This window comes from Bradyrhizobium sp. AZCC 2262 (assembly GCF_036924535.1).
GTDB lineage: Bacteria > Pseudomonadota > Alphaproteobacteria > Rhizobiales > Xanthobacteraceae > Bradyrhizobium.
Window position 1 is genome coordinate 5,012,248 of record NZ_JAZHRT010000001.1, and the last position, 19,058, is coordinate 5,031,305.

At 64.1% G+C, this 19,058-nt stretch carries 14 protein-coding genes; 6 read left to right on the forward strand and 8 right to left on the reverse strand.

Annotated elements, in window-relative coordinates; translation table 11 throughout:
- Window positions 1-93 precede the first annotated feature (93 nt).
- The 4 genes from V1283_RS23745 to V1283_RS23760 are packed head-to-tail and all read right to left on the reverse strand — an operon-like array spanning window position 94 to window position 4,277.
- Window positions 94-1,296, reverse strand: coding sequence for an ABC transporter substrate-binding protein (locus V1283_RS23745; RefSeq protein WP_334388907.1), 1,203 nt, complete (start codon window positions 1,294-1,296; stop codon window positions 94-96).
- Window positions 1,297-1,320: 24 nt separating this feature from the next.
- A complete protein-coding gene (locus tag V1283_RS23750; protein WP_334388908.1) occupies window positions 1,321-1,905 on the reverse strand; it encodes an amino acid synthesis family protein in 585 nt (194 codons plus the stop codon).
- Between the two features lie 18 nt (window positions 1,906-1,923).
- Window positions 1,924-2,832: a UPF0280 family protein gene (locus V1283_RS23755; protein ID WP_334388909.1), complete on the reverse strand. Its 909-nt coding sequence runs from the start codon at window positions 2,830-2,832 to the stop codon at window positions 1,924-1,926.
- Complete coding sequence (locus tag V1283_RS23760; protein WP_334388910.1) at window positions 2,829-4,277, reverse strand: 6-hydroxynicotinate reductase; 1,449 nt, start codon at window positions 4,275-4,277, stop codon at window positions 2,829-2,831. Before V1283_RS23760 ends, V1283_RS23755 begins: the two co-directional genes overlap by 4 nt.
- 289 nt (window positions 4,278-4,566) lie before the next feature.
- On the opposite strand from V1283_RS23760, the gene V1283_RS23765 reads away from it, so the two are divergent.
- From V1283_RS23765 to V1283_RS23785, 5 genes are all read left to right on the forward strand, one after another.
- On the forward strand, window positions 4,567-5,049 hold the full coding sequence (locus V1283_RS23765) for a (2Fe-2S)-binding protein (protein WP_334388911.1): 483 nt from the start codon (window positions 4,567-4,569) through the stop codon (window positions 5,047-5,049).
- Window positions 5,049-8,603, forward strand: coding sequence for a molybdopterin cofactor-binding domain-containing protein (locus tag V1283_RS23770; protein ID WP_334388912.1), 3,555 nt, complete (start codon window positions 5,049-5,051; stop codon window positions 8,601-8,603). The genes V1283_RS23765 and V1283_RS23770 overlap by 1 nt, the downstream gene beginning before the upstream one ends.
- 69 nt (window positions 8,604-8,672) lie before the next feature.
- Entirely contained in the window at window positions 8,673-9,977 is a 1,305-nt protein-coding gene (gene pncB / locus V1283_RS23775) for a nicotinate phosphoribosyltransferase (protein WP_334388913.1), read from the forward strand.
- Window positions 9,978-10,022: 45 nt separating this feature from the next.
- The gene (locus V1283_RS23780; RefSeq protein WP_334388914.1) at window positions 10,023-11,318 is read left to right on the forward strand and encodes an O-acetylhomoserine aminocarboxypropyltransferase; all 1,296 of its coding nucleotides are present in this window, start codon (window positions 10,023-10,025) and stop codon (window positions 11,316-11,318) included.
- A 3-nt stretch (window positions 11,319-11,321) separates the two neighbouring features.
- On the forward strand, window positions 11,322-12,101 hold the full coding sequence (locus V1283_RS23785; protein WP_334388916.1) for an alpha/beta fold hydrolase: 780 nt from the start codon (window positions 11,322-11,324) through the stop codon (window positions 12,099-12,101).
- 133 nt (window positions 12,102-12,234) lie between these two features.
- Here the strand turns inward: V1283_RS23785 and V1283_RS23790 are convergent, their stop codons facing one another.
- The 4 genes from V1283_RS23790 to V1283_RS23805 all read right to left on the reverse strand — a co-directional run bounded on the left by V1283_RS23790 (window position 12,235) and on the right by V1283_RS23805 (window position 16,728).
- Window positions 12,235-13,257 (reverse strand): S1C family serine protease, encoded by a 1,023-nt coding sequence (locus V1283_RS23790; protein ID WP_334388918.1) that lies wholly within the window; start codon window positions 13,255-13,257, stop codon window positions 12,235-12,237.
- Window positions 13,258-13,338: 81 nt separating this feature from the next.
- Window positions 13,339-13,785, reverse strand: coding sequence for a hypothetical protein (locus V1283_RS23795; RefSeq protein ID WP_334388919.1), 447 nt, complete (start codon window positions 13,783-13,785; stop codon window positions 13,339-13,341).
- Window positions 13,786-13,792: 7 nt separating this feature from the next.
- A complete protein-coding gene (locus V1283_RS23800) occupies window positions 13,793-15,394 on the reverse strand; it encodes a GMC family oxidoreductase (protein WP_334388920.1) in 1,602 nt (533 codons plus the stop codon).
- Window positions 15,395-15,501: 107 nt separating this feature from the next.
- Entirely contained in the window at window positions 15,502-16,728 is a 1,227-nt protein-coding gene (locus V1283_RS23805) for a cytochrome P450 (RefSeq protein ID WP_334388921.1), read from the reverse strand.
- A gap of 165 nt (window positions 16,729-16,893) precedes the next feature.
- Between V1283_RS23805 and V1283_RS23810 the strand changes: the two genes are divergently transcribed.
- A complete protein-coding gene (locus tag V1283_RS23810) occupies window positions 16,894-18,522 on the forward strand; it encodes a flavin-containing monooxygenase (RefSeq protein WP_334388922.1) in 1,629 nt (542 codons plus the stop codon).
- Window positions 18,523-19,058 lie beyond the last annotated feature (536 nt).

The following is a 19,058-nucleotide window of genomic DNA, read 5'->3' on the forward strand; positions in this document are numbered from 1 at the left end:
ACAACTCGCGGAGAGAGCCCCTCACCCCGACCCTCTAAGAGCGAGCTTCGTTCGTCTCGACCCCGCAAGAGCGGGGCGAGGGAGAAGAGAGAGTTACTCCTTCGGGCGAAGCTTTCCAATTTCCGCATCGCTCGGCAGATAATCCGCGCCCTTGCGATAAACCGAATCCACCATCACGCCCTTGCCGTCCTTCAGCGCGGTCTTGCCGACATAGGCGCCAAGCGTCGACTGGTGATCGATCTTGCGGAAGGTGATCTCGCCGAACGGCGACGGCATCGACAGGCCTTCGGTTGCTGCCATCAGCTTCTCCGGATCGGTCGAATTGGCTTTCGCAAGGATTGCCGCAGCCGCCTTGATGGTCTGGTAGCCGACGATCGAGCCCAACCGCGGATAATCGTTGTACTTGGCCTGATAGGCCTTCAGGAACTTGTCGTGGTCCGGTGTCTTGATGTCGTACCAGGGATAACCCGTGACGATCCAGCCTGCGGGCGTCTCGTCCTTGAGCGGATCGAGGTATTCCGGCTCACCGGTAAGGAAGCTGACGACTGCGCGGTCCTTGAACAGCCCGCGGGTGTTGCCCTCGCGAACGAGTTTCACCAGGTCGGCGCCGAAGGTGACGTTGAGGATGGCTTCCGGGTTCGCGGCGGCAACCGCCTGCACCACCGGGCCGGCGTCGATCTTGCCCTGCGGCGGCCACTGCTCGTCGACCCACTGGATGTCCGGACGCTTCTCCGACATCAGCTTCTTGAACACCGCGACCGCCGACTGGCCGTATTCATAGTTCGGCGCAATCGTCGCCCAGCGTTTTGCGGGCAACTTGGCGGCTTCTTCCACCAGCATCGCCGCCTGCATGTAATTGGAAGGACGCAGGCGGAACGTGTAGCGGTTGCCCTTCGACCAGGTAATGGCGTCGGTCAGCGGCTCCGCCGCCAGGAAAAACACTTTCTTCTGGTTGGCGAAATCGGAAACAGCCAGACCGATGTTGGACAGGAACGTGCCGGTCAGCATCGCGACGTTCTCGCTCGACACCAGCTCGTTGGCCGCGGTCTGCGCGTCGGCCGGCTTGCCACCGTCATCCTTGGAAATGACGACGAGCTTCTTGCCGTTGATGCCGCCTGCCGCGTTGACTTCCTCGACCGCGAGCTGCCAGCCCTTGCGGTAGGGTTCGGTGAAGGCAGGCAACAGCGAATAGCTGTTGATCTCGCCGATCTTGATCTCGCTCTGTGCCATGGCGTTGCCCGCCATGCCCGCCACCGCGATCGCCAAACCTGCTCCCAGTACGTGTCTACGTCGCATCCCTACCTCCAATACCCTGTGAAATTATCGCAAACCGTCTTCGCCTTTGACTTCCGAAACCGTCAGCCCGCCGACGCGCGGCAATGGCCTGCCGCTGTCGGTCACCGCAACCGCGACCATGATCTCGTTGGCGCGCGGCGCATCGTTGATCTGCACTTCCATGCCGTCGAAATGACTGCGCACGAAGGCCGCGTCCTTGTGGCCGAGCGGAATGTCGAGCGTGGTTCCCGGACCGCTGCGCTTTTTCGACGACGGGATCAGCGCCGCGCCCTTGGTCAGCACTTTCCGCACCGGCGCACCCATCTTCGGATGCAGGATCGCCGCCGCATGTTCGAGCTCGCCGTTTTCGCCGACGGCTGCGGCCTTGCCGTAGCTATGCGCCTTGGCGCCGTCGATGCCGAGCGCCGCCACCGCTCTTTTCGAAAGCAGATCGCCGAGCTCCTCGCCGATTTCGATCAGCAGCGAAAGGTCCTCGACGTACCGGCCAGCAAAAGGATTCTCGATCACGGCGATCGCTGCGGCGCGCCGGGTCGGTGGTGCAATTTTTTGTCCCATCTCCAGATGGGTTTCCTCGACCACCGTGACGATCTTGCGAATGATCGCGCTCATTGTCAGCCTCGCTCCCGATCAAACATGGGCTATTCTTTCCAGTGCGCTTTCATGAAATGCCGGCAACGCGCCTGCCTTGATCCCTGTTGCACCCACCACAGCCGTCTCGCCTAGTAGACGCAGGGCCGCACCTTCGATCAATCCCGACGCAAGCAATTGCTGTGCCCGGCTAACCCCGGCCCTCAACGCGTCCTCAATCTCGCTCTCTCGGAGCGCGCCGACGTCGCGAGTGACGAGGCGCGTGCCGAGGTCGCTGTCGGGCTGCAACTCGTTGGCGGGGCAGCGGATCACGGCGGGATGGCCGGGCAGATCGACGGCATTGGCGATGATGGTGGCGGCGGCATCGGCCTGCGACGCCGTGCGCGCCAGCACGGTGACGGCATCCGCGATCCCGAGCGAAAAACTGCGACCGTGCCGCCCGCTGGTCGCGATGCCCCGCACCGGATCGTCGGCGTCGATATCAATCGTTCGCATCACGCCGAGCCGGTCGGGGCGGTCCATCAGGCCGACGGTGAACTGCTCGTCCCCGGCGAGATGCAGCGCGATGTCGCCGCCATTATTGACGTAAGCGCGGTCGAGCCGTGCCGCGGCAAGCATTGCGCCGAGAATTTCTTCCGCAACGCAGCCCGCCACCGCCGCCATCGGGGTGATGAAGGCAGCCGTTGCAAACGGCGCGACAGCCGCATGCATGCGTCGCGCGACGACACCTTTCAGCGAGCATTGAATTGGATCGGCGGCCCTTCGCAGTCCAACCAACTCCTCGCAGAGTTCATCGAGCAGGCCGGTGAAGCGCCGCGCCGCAGCCTCGTAGGCAGTGCGTACGTCGACTTCCCTGCCCTTCGCCTCGATGACCAGATCGATCGGACCATCCTGCAAATGCAGCCGCTTGCCGTCAGGAAGAAGCGCGATTTGCGGGAGCCGTTTCATACGCGCCGTCCCGGCATATAGGGCATCGGACGGGTTTCAGTGTTGTCCCGCAGCGACGCCAGCGGACGGACGTGATCCATGTGGCCACCGAGCGCGGCATAGTCGGAAAGCCGCAGCGTGAACTCAATCGGCGCCACCAGCGCCGGCGTCGGAACATAGCCGAAGGCGCCGGCCGGCATCTGTGTGACATCGACCATGAAGGTGATGCCACCGCCGGGCCAGACATAGACAGGCGCGCCGCCGCTGGTGACCCGCGTCAGCGCGTCCTTTACCGAGCGCGTCAGCCGCACCGGATTGTCGGTGACGCCGGCGCGCAGCGAGCCGCCGGCGCCGCCCATGAACAGCACCGTGCACAGCGCCGGCTCGCAATTTTCCTGGATACGCTCGACCGAGAATTTTAGATCGGGCGGCATCTCTTTCTCGATGGGCCGCAGCGCCTCATCAAGCTCGTAATAAGCGGCGTGCTCGCCCGTGGTCGAGACCATCAGCATGGTCAGCCCGGGTCGCGCCTCCTTCGGATTGAACGGCCCCAGCACTGACAGCGGATCGGAAATATTGGTGCCGCCCCACCCGGTGCCGGGATCGGCGACCTGGAAATAACGGCCCGGCGTCGAGCGCCGCCCCTTCATCTTGATCCCGGTATCAGGAATATCGAGCAGCTTGCCGGCCTGGTGTTCACTGAGAACGCCGGTGATGTGGTCGTCCACGACCACGACCTCGTCGACCTTGCCATGCCATTGCTTGGCGAACATGCCGATGGTCGCCGAGCCGCACCCCACCCGCATGCGCTCTTCGGCAACGCCATTGACGACGGGGGGATAGCCGGCCTGCACCACGACCGTGGCGCCACCGTCGATCGTCAGCTCCACCGGCTTGCAGTTGGAAAGGTCCATCAGCGCGTCGCAGGTGACGCGGCCTTCCTTCTTGGAACCGCCGGTCAGATGATGCACGCCGCCGAGGGAGAGCATCTGCGAGCCGTATTCGCTGGTTGTCACATGGCCGATCGCCTCGCCTTCCGCGCGGACGGTCGCCGTTTCCGGGCCGAGATAGCGGTCGGTGTCGATCTTCACCTTGACGCCGCAATAGCTGAAAATGCCTTCGGTCACGACCGTGACCATGTCGACGCCATCGACTTCCGACGACACGATGAAGGGCGCCGGCTTGTAATCGGGATAGGTGGTGCCGGCACCGATGGCGGTGACGAACACGTTCGGCTCGTGGACGATCTTGCCGTCCCAATCGCCGCCGGCCTGGAACGGCACCAGCCGCCCGCCATGCGACACCGTCTGTTCCAGCACGATATGCGGATCGACGCGCACCAGCTCGCCGTTGTGATTGGCGTATCGATCGCACGCGCCGGCCGAGCCCGGCTTGATGTAGCACATCACCGGACAGGCATCGCAGCGGATCTTGTCGCCACCGCCGGCGGTCATCGCATCGGTCATGAACAAGCCTGCAGTCGAGAAGGCGCCGATCATACCCGCTGCTTCGCGGGGTTGACCATCTTGTTCGTATACGAATGATGTTGCGCGCGGACGGAAACGCTGTCAAGCCGCCGCTGCAGCGAAAGGCCCGACTTGCCGCATAATACCGCATTTGCCTCGCCGCTCTGTTCATAAAGCAAGCAGCGCGCTGCAGCGCGGGATCGCACGACTTGCACGTTTGTACACAAACGGTATCTTTCCCCGGGCGTTCCGCACAGAGTTTTGCAGCGCAACGAAGGCTTAGGGGAGCATGACGCAGAGCACGATGCGCCTGACCGTCAACGGCAAGACCAGCGATGTCGATGCCGCGCCCGACACTGCACTGCTGTACGTGCTGCGCAACGACCTCGCCTTGAACGGACCGAAATACGGCTGCGGTCTCGGCGAATGCGGCGCCTGCGCCGTGCTGATCGACGGCGTCGCCGCGCGGTCCTGCGTGATCCCGATCGAGGGCTGCAGCGGGCGCGACATCGTAACGCTCGAAGGCCTCGGCTCGCGCGAGCATCCCGATCCGGTGCAGCAGGCCTTCATCCGCGAACAGGCTGCGCAATGCGGCTATTGCCTCAACGGCATGATCATCGCGACCAAGGCTTTGCTGTTGCGTTCCCCTCACCCGTCGAACGACGAAGTGCTGGAAGCGCTGCGGCATCATCTGTGTCGTTGCGGCGCGCACATCGAGATCATGCGCGCGGCAATGCGCGCCGCGGGCCGTGCCGTTGAGGCACAGACGTGATGATGGCGCCGAACTCTCTCGGGGATCGTGAACGACCGCAGGGAACGCTGTCGGTCTTTCGCCCTGCCTCGCCTGTCGAGGCCGTCAAGTTCGAGACCTTCATCAAAATCACCGCTGACGGATCGGTCACCGCCTATAACGGCCATGTCGATCTCGGCACCGGCATTCGTACCGCGCTCGGGCAGATCGTTGCGGAGGAACTCGACGTCTCCTTCGCGCGTGTCGTCGTCGTGCTTGGCGATACATCGCTGGTCCCCAACCAGGGCGCGACGATTGCCAGCGAAACGATCCAGATCACCGCCGTGCCGCTGCGCAAGGCCGCGGCGCAGGCACGGCAGTTTCTGGTCGCGCGCGCGGCGGCGCGGCTGGAGCTTCCGATCGAGGATCTCATCGTTGAAGACGGCCTGGTCCGCGGCAAGGACAATCGCAGCGTCAGCTATGGCGAACTGATCGCGGGCGAGACCATCCAGCTTGAACTGGCCGATGATGTTCCCGTGAAGTCTGCCGATGCCTACAGCATCGTCGGACAGTCCGTGCCGCGCGTCGATCTGCCGGCGAAAGCGACCGGCGAACTGGTTTACGTTCACGACATGCGCGTGCCCGGCATGCTGCATGGCCGCGTTGTTCGTCCGCCCTATGCCGGCGTCGATGTCGGTGATTTCATCGGCAACAGCCTGATCGTCGTCGACGAGACTTCGGTGCGCGACATTCCCGGCCTCGTCGCTGTAGTCCGTATCGGCGACTTCGTCGGCGTCGTCGCCGAGCGCGAGGAGAACGCGATCAAGGCCGCGGCACAATTGAAGGTCATCTGGAAGCCGGTGCCGACGCTGCCCGACCTCGGGGATATCGAAACCGCGCTGCGCGCCAATCCGTCGACGCCGCGAACGCTGATTGACAAGGGTAACGTCGATGCAGCGATTGCCGGTGCCGCGAAGCCGATGCCGCGAACCTACGTCTGGCCTTATCAGATGCATGCCTCGATCGGCCCATCCTGCGCGGTCGCCGACTATCAGGAAGATCAGACCAGGGTCTGGTCCGGCACGCAGAATCCGCATCATCTGCGTACCGAGCTGGCACGGCTGATTCATCGCCGCGAAGCCGAGATCGAGGTGATCCGGATGGAGGCCGCCGGCTGCTACGGCCGCAATTGCGCCGACGACGTTTCTGCCGACGCAGTGTTGCTGTCGCGGGCCGTCGGCCGGCCCGTTCGCGTGCAATTGACGCGTGAGCAGGAAAATGCGTGGGAGCCAAAGGGCACCGCGCAGTTGATGGACGTCAACGGCGGATTGAACGCCGACGGCAGCGTCGCCGGTTATGATTTTGCCACGCGCTATCCATCCAACGGCGCGCCGACGCTGGCGCTGCTGTTGACCGGAACCATCCCGCACACGCCCGCCATCTTCGAGATGGGCGACCGCACCGCGATCCCGCCTTACGACTATGAGAACCTGCGCGTGGTCGCGAACGACATGCCGCCGATCGTGCGCGCTTCGTGGCTGCGCGGCGTCTCCGCGCTGCCTAACACCTTTGCGCATGAATCCTGGATCGACGAATGCGCTGACGAAGCCGGCGTCGATCCGATCGAATATCGCCTGCGCTACCTGAAGGACCCGCGCGCGATTGATCTCGTCAATGCGGTGGCCGCGCGTGCTGACTGGAAGCCGCGGCCGGTACGGCAGAAGCTGGAAGCCGAGGGCAACATCGTTCGCGGACGCGGCTTTGCCTATGCGCTCTATGTACACAGCAAGTTTCCCGGTTATGGCGCGGCGTGGTCGGCCTGGATTGCGGACGTCGCGGTCAACAAGGCGACCGGCGACGTCAGCGTGACGCGCGTGGTCGCAGGCCAGGACTCCGGCCTGATGATCAATCCGGACGGCGTCCGGCACCAGATCCACGGCAACGTCATCCAGTCGACCAGCCGCGCGCTGATGGAGGAAGTGTCGTTCGACCGCACCTCCGTGACGGCGCGCGAATGGGGCGCCTACCCCATCATCAAATTCCCCGACGTCCCCGAGATCGACGTGTTGATGTTGCCGCGGCAGGACCAGCCGCCGCTCGGCGTCGGAGAATCCGCCTCGGTCCCGAGCGCGGCTGCCATCGCCAACGCGATCTTTGATGCGACCGGTGTGCGCTTTCGCGAATTGCCGTTCACGCCGGATCGCATTCTGCGAGGGCTGCGCGGCGAGGCGCAGGCGACGCCGGAAGCGTTGCCGCCGCCGGTATCCGCGCCGCAGCCCGATCAGAACAGATGGCAGAATCCGTTCGGCGGACGCAGCGGCGTTTTCGCGACAGCCGCGGCCCTGTGCGCTGCCGCGATCGGCATCGGCGCCGCCGTGCTGCCATGGCGCGCGATCGCGCCCATCGCGCGTCCCGATGCCTCGGTCTATTCGGCCGCGACCATCGCGCGAGGCCAGCAACTCGCCGCGCTCGGCGACTGCGCGGTCTGCCACACGTCGGCGAATGGTACCCTCAACGCCGGCGGCAAGGCGCTGCCTACGCCTTTCGGCACGATCTACTCCACCAATATCACTCCCGATGTCGAAACCGGAATCGGCGCGTGGTCCTATCCCGCCTTCGAGCGCGCGATGCGCGAGGGCATCCATCGCGACGGACGACATCTCTATCCGGCATTCCCCTACACGCATTTCGCCAGGACTACCGACGCCGACACGCAGGCGCTCTATGCCTATCTGATGGCACAGCCGGCGGTGCGCGCGGAGACGCCGCGGACTGCGCTGGCGTTTCCGTTCAACGTTCGCCCGCTGATGGCGGGCTGGAATGCGCTGTTCCACAAGCCCGGTACGTTCCAGCCAAACCCGGCCAAATCCGAAGCGTGGAATCGCGGCGCCTATCTGGTCGAAGGGCTCGGCCATTGCAGCGCCTGCCATTCGCCGCGCAATGCACTGGGCGCGGAAAAGGCGAACGCCTACCTCGCCGGAGGATTCGCGGAAGGCTGGGAAGCGCCGGCGCTGACATCGCTGTCGCGGGCGCCGATCCCGTGGAGTGAGGACGAGCTGTACGCTTACTTGCGAACCGGCGAGTCGCGCCTTCACGGCGTCGCCGCCGGGCCGATGGCGCCCGTGGTGAAGGAGCTCACAGCGCTTCCGGATTCCGACATTCGCGCCATGGCGGCCTATCTCGCTTCCTTCAACGAGACCGCCATGGATCACGCGGCACAGCAAGCGCGCGCCGCGAAACTGGAGTCCTCGACCGGCACGCGCGCGTCGGCTGCGTCCGGCACCGGCGCCCGGATCTACCAGGGCGCCTGCGCGGTGTGTCACGAGGTCGGCGGCGCACCGCTGTTCGGCAGCCGGCCGTCGCTGGCGCTGAACAGCAATCTGCACAGCGCCGTGCCCGACAATCTGATCCAGCTCATCCTGCACGGCATCGCCAAGCCGGCCGCAACCGATCTCGGCTATATGCCGGCCTTCAGGGACAGCCTGACCGACGGCCAGATCGCGGAACTCGCCGCTTATCTCAGGCGGCAATTCGCCCCGGACAAGCCTGCCTGGACTGGTATCCAGGCGGCGGTCGGGCGGATTCGGCAGGAATAGCGCGCCGAGCAGCCATGCCGCCGGCAAAACCCACTGGTTGGGCGGCCCCCGGCACGATAGAGTTCCGCCATGGCAGTTACCGATATTGCATCCCGGACCTATAACCATGGCTGGCGGCTCGACCCGATCGTGCGCAGCCTGCTCGATACCGATTTTTACAAGCTTTTGATGCAGCAGATGATCCGCGAATTCTATCCGGATCAGCGCGTTACCTTTTCGGTCATCAACCGCACCAAGCAGGTGCGCCTTGCCGAGATCATCGACGAGGGCGAACTGCGCGCGCAGCTCGACCATGCGCGCTCCATCCGCTTCACCAAGAAGGAGCTGATCTGGCTCGCGGGTAATACGTTCTACGGCAAGACCCAGATGTTCTCGCCCGACTTCATCAACTGGCTCTCCAACTTCCGCCTGCCCGAATACGAATTGAACAAGGTCGACGGCCAGTACGAGTTGCACTTCCACGGGCCGTGGACCCACACCACGATGTGGGAGATCCCGGCGCTTGCGATCATGAACGAGCTGCGCTCGCGCCAGGCAACCAAGGGACAGGGCCGCTTCGTGCTTGACGTGCTCTACGCGCGCGCCAAGGCCAAGCTGTGGTCCAAGGTCGAACGGCTTCGCAAGCTCGAAGGCCTGCGGCTTTCCGACTTCGGCACCCGCCGCCGCCATGGGCATCTTTGGCAACGCTGGTGCGTCGAGGCCGTCAAGGAAGGCCTCGGGCCTTCGTTCACCGGCACTTCCAACGTGCTGCTGGCGATGGACAACGATCTCGAAGCGATCGGTACCAATGCGCATGAATTGCCGATGGTCGCAGCGGCGCTTGCGAATTCCGATGAGGAATTGCGCTGGGCGCCCTATCGCATTCTCGATCAGTGGCGGCACACCTATGGCGGCAATCTTCTGATCGCCCTGCCCGACGCCTTCGGCACCAAGGTGTTTTTGCGCGACGCACCAGACTGGGTCGCCGACTGGACCGGCTTTCGCCCGGACAGCGCGCCGCCGATCACGGCCGGCGAGGAGATCATCAAGTGGTGGAAGCATAAGGGCCGCGATCCCAGAGAGAAGCTTCTGGTTTTCTCCGACGGCATGGATGTCGACTCGATCGAGGAGACCTATCGCCATTTCGCGGGACGCGTCCGTATCTCGTTCGGCTGGGGCACCAACCTCACCAATGATTTCGTCGGCTGCGCGCCCGACGGGTCTGCCGCTCTTGATCCGATCTCGCTGGTTTGCAAGGTGACCTCGGTCGATGGACGGCCGGCGGTCAAGCTGTCCGACAATCCCGAGAAGGCGACCGGCTCCGCGTCCGAAGTCGAGCGTTATCTGCGCGTGTTCGGCAATGCCGGCCGCGTCCGCACTCCCGTGCACGTCTGAGCTGCGAAATATCCATCCAAGACCAACCGATTTGACGAGCCCCGCATGCCCGCACCCAAGCCGCCTGCTTTCGAGACCCTGAGCCTGCACGCGGGCCAGCGCCCGGACCCCGCGACCGGCGCCCGCGCGGTTCCGATCTATCAGACCACGTCCTACGTGTTCCAGGATTCCGACCATGCCGCTGCGCTGTTCAACCTGGAACGCGCCGGGCACATCTACACGCGGATTTCCAATCCGACGACCGCCGTGCTCGAGGAGCGCCTCGCCGCGCTGGAAGCCGGCGTCGGCGCGATCTGCACGGCGAGCGGCATGGCCGCGATGCATCTGGCGATCGCAACCCTACTCAATGCCGGCGACCACATCGTCGCCTCGGCTTCGCTCTATGGCGGCACCATCAATCTTCTAGCGCATACGCTGCCGCGCTTCGGCATCACGACCACGTTTGTAAAACCGCGTGCGCTCGATGAATTCCGCGCGGCGATCAAGCCGAATACGCGATTGGTGATCGGCGAGACCATCGGCAATCCCGGGCTTGAGGTGCTGGATATCCCTGATGTCGCGCAGATCGCGCATGACGCGAAGATTCCGCTGTTGATCGACAACACCTTTGCGACGCCGTTCCTGAGCCGCCCGATCGAGCTCGGCGCCGATATTGTGATGAATTCAGCGACCAAATGGATCGGCGGCCACGGCATTGCGATCGGTGGCGTCATCGTCGATGGCGGCCGGTTCGACTGGCATGCCTCCGGCAAATTCCCCCAGCTCACCGAGCCCTATGCCGGCTATCACGGCATTGTCTTCGACGAGCAGTTCGGCCAGGCTGCCTTCATCATGCGCGCGCGCACCGAGGGACTGCGCGACTTTGGCGCCTGCCTGTCGCCGACCAATGCGTTCCAGCTGTTGCAGGGCGTCGAGACGCTGGGCGTCCGCATGGAGCGCCACATGAGCAACACGCTCGCGGTGCTCGAGGCACTTACCGCCAACAAGGCGGTCGACTGGGTGCTGCACCCGGCACTGGAGAGCCATCCCGATCATCAACTCGCAAAACGGCTGCTGCCGCGCGGCGCAGGATCGATCGTCTCTTTCGGCATCAAGGGCGGACGCGCGGCGGGCAAAAAATTCATCGAGTCCCTCCGGATGATCAGCCACCTCGCCAATGTCGGCGACGCCAAGACGCTGGTGATTCACCCCGCCAGCACCACGCATCAGCAGATGGACGCCGCGCAGTTGAAGGCCGCAGGGGTCGGCGAAGAACTGGTTCGGCTGTCGGTCGGCATCGAAACCGTTTCCGACATCATCGACGATCTCGGCCAGGCGCTTCGCGCATCGCAGAAGGTTTGAGCCATGCAGCTTTCCGTCAATGGTGCTGATGTCTTCGTTGCTACCGGCGGCCGTCCGTTCGATCCGGCGCTGCCTGCGGTCGTGATGCTGCACGGCGCAGGGTTCGACCATTCGACCTGGGCGCTGCACAGCCGCTGGTTCGCCCATCACGGCTATTCCGTGCTGGCGCCGGACTTGCCGGCGCACGGGCGCTCGTCGGGTGCGCCGCTTCCGACCATTGCCGACATGGCCGACTGGACCGCCGCGTTGCTCGATGCGGCCGGCGCACCCAAGGCAAGACTGGTCGGCCACTCGATGGGATCGCTGATCGCGCTGGAGGCGTCGGCGCGGCATCCCGACAAGGTTTCCGGCCTGAGCTTGATCGGCACCGCCGCCGCGATGACGGTGGGGCCCGATCTGCTCAAGGCCGCTGAGTTCAACAATCCCGATGCCATCGACATGGTCTCGATCTGGGGTCTCGGCTTCAAGGCCGAACTCGGCGGCAGCCTCGCGCCGGGGCTTTGGATGCATCAGGGCGCGCAGCGCGTGCTGCAGCAGACGCGGCCGGGTGTGCTGTACAATGACCTCAATGCCTGCAACGCCTATCAGGGCGCGCTCGCTGCCGCCGCGCAGGTCAAGGTGCCCGCCACCTTCATTCTCGGCGAGCGCGACATGATGACGCCAGCGAAGGCCGGCAAGACTCTCGCGGCAGCGACGCCGAATTCACGCACTGTCGTGGTGCCCGGCGCCGGCCACATGATCATGGCCGAGGCGCCTGACGAGTTACTGGCGGCGTTGCGGTAGCAGCAATCGAACTCCGCTCTCACCCCTCATCCTGAGGAGCAGGCGCGAGCCTGCGTCTCGAAGGATGCAGGCCGGTCTGTGGCCTCATGGTTCGAGACGCCGCTTCGCGGCTCCTCACCATGAGGGTTTGATATTACTGCCGCGCGGCCGGCTTGCGCTCGATGGGATGAATATCGATCGCACGCAGCCTTCCCATTCGCAGCACGTCCATCGCCAGCGTGCGACCGATGCGGTCGCGATCGAGGGCGCGGATCAGGTCGTCGACGCCGTTGATCTCGACGCCGTCGAGCTTGATCACGACGTCGCCCGGCAACAGGCCGGCCTTCTCGGCCGGGCTATCCGGCTCGATCTGCGCCAGTAGTGCGCCCATCTTGTTGTCGACGCCGGCGACCACGGCGTGCCGACGCGGGATCGGCACGGTCTGGCCGGCAACGCCGATATAGGCGCGGCGGACATAGCCGTGGCGGATGATCTCGGACAGCACGAACTGCGCGGTGTTACTGGCGACCGCAAAACAGATGCCTTGCGCGCCGTTGATGATGGCGGTGTTGATGCCGATGACTTCCGCCGCTGACGACACCAGCGGCCCGCCGGAATTGCCCGGGTTGAGCGCGGCGTCGGTCTGGATCACGTCCTCGATGGTCCGCCCGCTCACCGAGCGGATCGAACGGCCAAGCGCCGACACCACGCCGGCCGTTACCGTCGATTCAAAGCCGAGCGGATTGCCGATCGCCACCACCAACTGGCCGCGGCGCAGGCTCTTGGAATTGCCGAGCGAGGCGTAACGCAGATCGCGCGCCCCATCGGCCCGCAGCAGCGCGAGGTCGGTATCGGGATCGACGCCGAGCACGTGGGCATCGGTGACGAAGCCCTCGATGTCGCGCAGGCGGATTTCTTTCGACGATCCGACCACATGGCTGTTGGTCAGCACCAGGCCGTCCGGCGAGATCACGATGCCCGAGCCAAGTCCGCCGCGCTCACGCACGCTGCGCACCTTCGGCCCGGTCTCGACGCGCACGACGGCAGGACCGACGCGTTCGGTCACGTCGATCACGGCATTGGAATAGGCATCGAGCAGAACCTGGTCGTTTGCAGGGGTGGGTTCCGCGGCCGATGACAGCCCGTCATCGGCAATATCTGAGGTAAAATCCAACATGGCGAGATTCCTTCGGCTTCATCAGATGGTGGCCGGGAACCGCCGGTGCAAGATGCCCGCAGCCCGCGCAGGGCTGGCCTGCTAGGGCGCCCGCCGGAGCGTCGCCTGCCGCACCCTGACGGGATCGAGCAGCGACCAGTCGCCCTCGTTCAGCGTGTAGCCCTTGGGGAACGGTGCGCGCAACTCGAGCCCGAGCGAGCGCAGCACGCGCTCATCGCGGTAGTAGCATTGCAGGACGACGCGGACGAGCGTCGCCGCCGCAGCGCGCCCCGTGGCGCGGAACTCATTCGCAACGCCATCGCGTTTGGCCGTATCGAGTTCAGCCAGCGGTTGGCCGGCGAGACGCGCCAGATGATCGAGCGCCTGCGCAACCAGCGCGGCGTCGCGGCCGAGCGTCGTCAGCATGTCGGCCTGGATCGCCGGATCGTCCGCGCCGGGCACCTTGTACTCTTCGCTGGCGGGAACAATCATCGCAGCGACGGTGCGGAGATCGTCGCGTTGGGCTGAGGTCAGTTCATTTGCGGACATGGCGGTCTCAATCGAAAAGGTTGGCAAGGCGTTGCTTCATCTGGTCGGCGACGTAGAGCGCGATCGCCTGAATGGTAGAGGTCGGGTTGACGCCGCCTGACGTCACGAACACGCTGCCGTCGACGATGAAGAGGTTCTTCACGTCGTGCGACCGGCCCCATTCGTTGACCACGGAGCGTGCAGGATCAGTGCCCATCCGCGCGGTGCCGAGTAGATGCCAGCCGCCCCAGGGGATAGGACTGTTGGTGCAGATGTCGGTCGCGCCGGCGGCCTCGAGAATCTCTCGGCCGCGCGCCAATCCGTGCTCCATCATTTTCCGGCTGTTCTCGCTGATCGTGTAGTCGATCCTCGGCGCCGGGATACCGTGGCTGTCCTTCAAGACGGGGTCGAGCGTGACGCGGTTATGCTCTTCCGGGAGATCCTCGCAAATGGCGGAGACGCCCAGCCGATGGCCGTTGAGCTTGCGGAACACGCGGTGATGCTCCGCGCCCCACGGCAAAATGCCCTTCTGCTCGCTCGCGACGGCTTCGAACACCGGTCCCGCGCCGCGAACGAACTGAATACCGTAGCCGCGCACGAAGCCGCGCGAGAGATCGGTGTCGTAAAACTCCTTGCTCCAGAGGCAGGTCGGCGGCGCGCGGTTGCTGTCGGTCGGCTCCTTCACAAAACCGTAGATCTGCGCATAGGGATGAAACATCAGGTTCTTGCCGACCAGGCCGGATGAATTGGCTAACCCGTTCGGGAAACGGCCGGAGACCGAATTCAGCAATAGCCGCGGCGTGCCAACACCGTTGCAGGCGATGATGACGACCTCGGCCGGCTGGAACTGCTCGACGCCATCCTTGTCGTAGTAGACGACGCCCGAGGCCATGCCGTCCTCGTTGGTCAGGATCTCGCGCACGCGGCAATGGGTCTTGAGTTCGACGCCGGCGCGGAGCGCATGCGGCCAATAGGTGATGTCGGTCGAGGCCTTTGCGCCCTGTGCGCAGGCCGGCGTGCAATGGCCGAGGTTGATGCAGCGCGCCCGCCCTTCGTAATCCATCGTCGCAACCGTCGTATCCGACGGCCACCAGTGCCAGCCGAGCTTGTTCATGGCCTTGCCGATCAGCGGGCCGGACAGCCCGAGCGGCTGCGGCGGCATCGGCGGGTGCGTCAGCGGCGACATCGGATCGCCTGACAGGCCCGATACACCCATGATCCGGTCGTTCTCCTCGAAGAACGGCGTGAGCGCGTCGTAATCGATCGGCCAGTCGTCCGCGACGCCGTCGAGCGTCTTCACCTTGAAGTCGGAGGGATGCAGCCGCGGCCAGTGCGCGGTGTACATCACCGTCGAGCCGCCGACGCCGTTGAAGTTCACGACCTTGATCGGCGAGTTGTCGTCATTGATCGGATAGTCCTCGGGCCGGCCGCGGATATTCGGGCTGGTCGACCAGTCGCCGTAGAACTTCGCTTCCCAGTCGCGGCCGGTGCTCGGATAGTCGGACGGGTTCATCCAGCCGCCCTGATCGAGGCAGAGAATGTGCATCTTGGTTTCGGCCAGGCTCCACGCCACCGCGGCGCCGGACGCGCCGGCGCCGATGATCAGGACGTCAACGGGATCGTGCTTCATTCTTGTTCCTTGATGTTTCCTTCCGTCATTCCGGGGCGATGCGCAGCATCGAACCCGGAATCTCGAGATTCCGGGTCTGGTCCTTCGGACCATCCCGGAATGACGGCCTAATTAACAATCCTCACCGGAAGGCTACGGATGCCGCGGATGAAATTCGAATAGAGCCGTTGCGGCGGGCCCATAATCTCAAAGCGAAGGTCGCGGTTCAATATTTCCTCCCAGAGAATGCGGATTTGCTGTTCGGCGAGGCGGTCGCCGACGCAGCGGTGGATGCCGGCGCCGAAGGCGAGATGCTGGCGCGGCTTGGCACGGTCGATGATGAATTCATCGGCGCGGTCGATCTTGCTCTCGTCGCGGTTGCCGGAGATGTACCACATCACGACCTTGTCGCCCTTGGTGATGCGGCGGCCGGCGAGTTCGGTATCGCGGCGCGCGGTGCGGCGCATGTGCAGCACCGGCGTGTGATAGCGGATGATTTCGGAAACCAGGTTCGGGATCAGTTCGCGCCGCGCGCGGACCAGCTCGAACTGCCCGGGATTTTCCACCAGGGCCGTCAGCCCGCCGCTCATGGAATTGCGGGTGGTGTCGTTGCCGCCGACGATCAGCAGCGCGATCGTGCCGATGAATTCGCGCGGTTGCAGATGGCGCGTGGCCTCGGAATGCGACAGCATCGAGATCAGGTCGAAGGTCGGCGGCGCGTCGGCCCGCGCTTCCCACAATTTGCGGAAATATTCGCCCATCTTGACCAGCTCATCGAAACGTTCGGTTTCCGAATGCACGACGGCATCAGGCGAATTGACATTGGCGATCGCAACGTCGGACCACCAGGTCAGCCTTTGACGGTCTTCCCAAGGAAAATCGAACAGCGTCGCCAGCATCATATTGGTGAGATCGGTCGAGACCCGCTCGACCCAATCGAAGGTCTCGTTGCGCGGCAGCGCGTCCAGCACATCGCATGTGCGCTTGCGGATCAGTGGTTCGAAATTGGCGAGATTGGACGGCGCCACGATCGGCGCGACGGTGCGTCGCTGCGCGGTATGGCCGGGCGGGTCCATACGGATGAAATTTGAGATCTCGCGCCCTTTGGCCTGGTCAGCCACCTGAATACCGCCGAGTTCCGAACTCGACGAATAGGTATCGTGATCAAGCTCGACCGCAAAAATGTCGTCGTAACGCGTCACCGACCAGTACGGCCCGAACGGTGAGGCCTCGCAAAAATGCACCGGATCGTCACGGCGCAGTTGCGCAAACAACGCCCGCCAGGTGTCCTCCTGATAAAGCTGGGGATCGCTGACGTCGATCGACGTCAGCTTGCGCTGCAGCGCCCGGGCCATCGCTTCCCTCCCCTCCTTCTTTCGCCGCTTGATGGGCGATCCTGATCCGGACGATAGGGGCAGATGCGGTTGTGAGTAAAGCCGACCGAGACCGGCTAGCGGCAAACCTGCAACCCTGCCACGCGTCCATGCAGGGTTTGTCCACTGCCGCGAGACCGGATAGCCTTGGCGCAAACCACAAGCGAGGGAGCGACGCCAATTCCGGACTACGACGCCATCATTATCGGCGCGGGCATGTCGGGCCTGTACCAGCTCTACCGGCTGCGCGAACGGGGTTTTCGCGTGCGCGTGTTCGAGGCCGGCACCGATGTCGGCGGCACCTGGTACTGGAACCGCTATCCCGGCGCGCGATTCGATTCGGAGAGCTATTCCTACGGCTATTCGTTCTCCAAGGAGTTGCTGCAGGAATGGGAGTGGTCGGAGCACTTTGCCGGCCAGCCGGAGACGCTGCGCTATCTCAATTACGTCGCCGACAAGTTCGACCTGCGCCGCGATATCCAGTTTCGAAGCCGGGTGACGGCGGCGGTTTACGATGAAGGCTCGCGGAGCTGGAGCATTACGCTCGAAGACGGCAGCCAGCACAGCGCGCGATTCCTGATTACCGCGATCGGGCCCCTCTCGACCCCCACGCTGCCGAGGATCGAGGGTCGCGACGATTTCAGAGGCGCCTCCTTTCATACCGCGCGATGGCCGAAGGAGCCTGTCGATTTCGCCGGCAAGCGCGTCGCCGTGATCGGCACCGGCGCGACCGGCGTGCAGACCATCCAGACCATTGCAGGACAGGTCGGCCATCTCACCGTGTTCCAGCGCACGCCGAACTGGTGCGCGCCGCTGCACAACGGCAAGATCGACGCCGAGACGCAAGTGAAGATCAAGGCGGGATATCCCGAGATGTTCGCCCGCTGCCAGGAAACTTTCGCCTGTTTCCTGCACACGCCGGACCCGCGCGGCGCCTTCGAGGTGTCGGACGAGGAGCGCGAGGCAAACTACGAAAAGCTTTATAGCGAGCGCGGCTTCGGCATCTGGCAGGGTAATTTCCGTGACATACTGATCGATCGCAAGGCGAATGCGACGATCTCCGATTTCGTGGCGCGCAAGATCCGGCAGCGGGTGAAGAACCAGGCGGTGGCGGAGAAGCTGATTCCAAGGAATCACGGTTTTGGCACCCGCCGGCTGCCGCTCGAGACCTTCTATTACGAGGTCTACAACCAGGACAATGTCGAACTCGTCGACATCACGGAAACGCCGATCGAGCGGATCACGCCCAACGGAATCAGGACCAGCGAGAAGGAGTACGCGTTCGACATCATCGTCTACGCGACCGGTTTTGACGCCATCACCGGCAGTTTTGACAAGATCGATTTTCGTGGGCTTGGCGGGGTGCGTCTCAGGGACAAATGGAAAAGCGGACCGGAGACCTATCTCGGCATCATGGTCCACGAATTTCCCAACATGCTGATGCTGATGGGACCGCACACCGCGCTCGGCAACATTCCCCGCAGCATCGAATACAGCGTCGACTGGGTCACCGGGCTTGTTCGCTTTGCGATGGAAAAGGGTTTGACGCGGCTGGAGGCGACGCCGGAGGGCGTGCAATCCTGGACCGACCACGTCAAGGCGCTCGGCGAAGGCCTGCTGTCCAACGAGGTCAATTCCTGGATGACCGGCATCAATTCCAACGTCGAAGGCAAGCAGACCCGCATCGTCGCCCGCTACAGCGGCAGCGCACCGGCCTACCGCGCAAGGTGCGACGAGGTAGCGGCGAAGCGGTATGAGGAGTTGCGGCTGGGGTAGCAGTTGATGCGCGCGGGCCACGTTCGTCCCGTGATCGTCATGCCCGCGAAGGCGGGCATCCAGTACGCCGCGACCTATCGATTCCATCACTGACGTCCCTGGAATACTGGATCACCCGCCCCAGTGCGCAATTTGCGCACAAGGTGGGTGATGACGACTGAATATGACTTCGCGATCTCGCGGCGCTGATCGCCCGAGGCTTGCAATTTCGTTTGCCCTCTTAGAAACAGAGGGCGCAGGGAAGACCGGGTGCTTGCTGCACCCGCGGTCTCGCGTGCGATTTGCGCAAACAAAAGTGCACACGAGCATACAGGGCAGCGGGAGCATTCCGGCCTTCCCTGCGCAATGGCTTTACGGCTTACTTCGTGCTCTTCCCGGAGAACGGCTCTTTTGCCTCCGTCGCCAGCGAGACAGATCCCGCCAACTTAACGCCGGCACCGCGGCGCCCGAACCACACGACTTCGCCGTACGCATCCGGCGCGTACGTCTATCGCGCCTTTCGCGTCCATCGCATCTCACCGCGCGTTCGTGACGAT

Coding starts and splice junctions, on each gene's coding strand:
- V1283_RS23750 (WP_334388908.1), bottom strand. CDS start 1,905: ATGAGCGCGATCATTCGCAAGATCGTCACGGTGGTCGAGGAAACCCAT.
- V1283_RS23770 (WP_334388912.1), top strand. CDS start 5,049: ATGATGGCGCCGAACTCTCTCGGGGATCGTGAACGACCGCAGGGAACG.
- V1283_RS23755 (WP_334388909.1), bottom strand. CDS start 2,832: ATGAAACGGCTCCCGCAAATCGCGCTTCTTCCTGACGGCAAGCGGCTG.
- pncB (WP_334388913.1), top strand. CDS start 8,673: ATGGCAGTTACCGATATTGCATCCCGGACCTATAACCATGGCTGGCGG.
- V1283_RS23745 (WP_334388907.1), bottom strand. CDS start 1,296: ATGCGACGTAGACACGTACTGGGAGCAGGTTTGGCGATCGCGGTGGCG.
- V1283_RS23795 (WP_334388919.1), bottom strand. CDS start 13,785: ATGTCCGCAAATGAACTGACCTCAGCCCAACGCGACGATCTCCGCACC.
- V1283_RS23760 (WP_334388910.1), bottom strand. CDS start 4,277: ATGACCGATGCGATGACCGCCGGCGGTGGCGACAAGATCCGCTGCGAT.
- V1283_RS23765 (WP_334388911.1), top strand. CDS start 4,567: ATGACGCAGAGCACGATGCGCCTGACCGTCAACGGCAAGACCAGCGAT.
- V1283_RS23785 (WP_334388916.1), top strand. CDS start 11,322: ATGCAGCTTTCCGTCAATGGTGCTGATGTCTTCGTTGCTACCGGCGGC.
- V1283_RS23800 (WP_334388920.1), bottom strand. CDS start 15,394: ATGAAGCACGATCCCGTTGACGTCCTGATCATCGGCGCCGGCGCGTCC.
- V1283_RS23780 (WP_334388914.1), top strand. CDS start 10,023: ATGCCCGCACCCAAGCCGCCTGCTTTCGAGACCCTGAGCCTGCACGCG.
- V1283_RS23790 (WP_334388918.1), bottom strand. CDS start 13,257: ATGTTGGATTTTACCTCAGATATTGCCGATGACGGGCTGTCATCGGCC.
- V1283_RS23805 (WP_334388921.1), bottom strand. CDS start 16,728: ATGGCCCGGGCGCTGCAGCGCAAGCTGACGTCGATCGACGTCAGCGAT.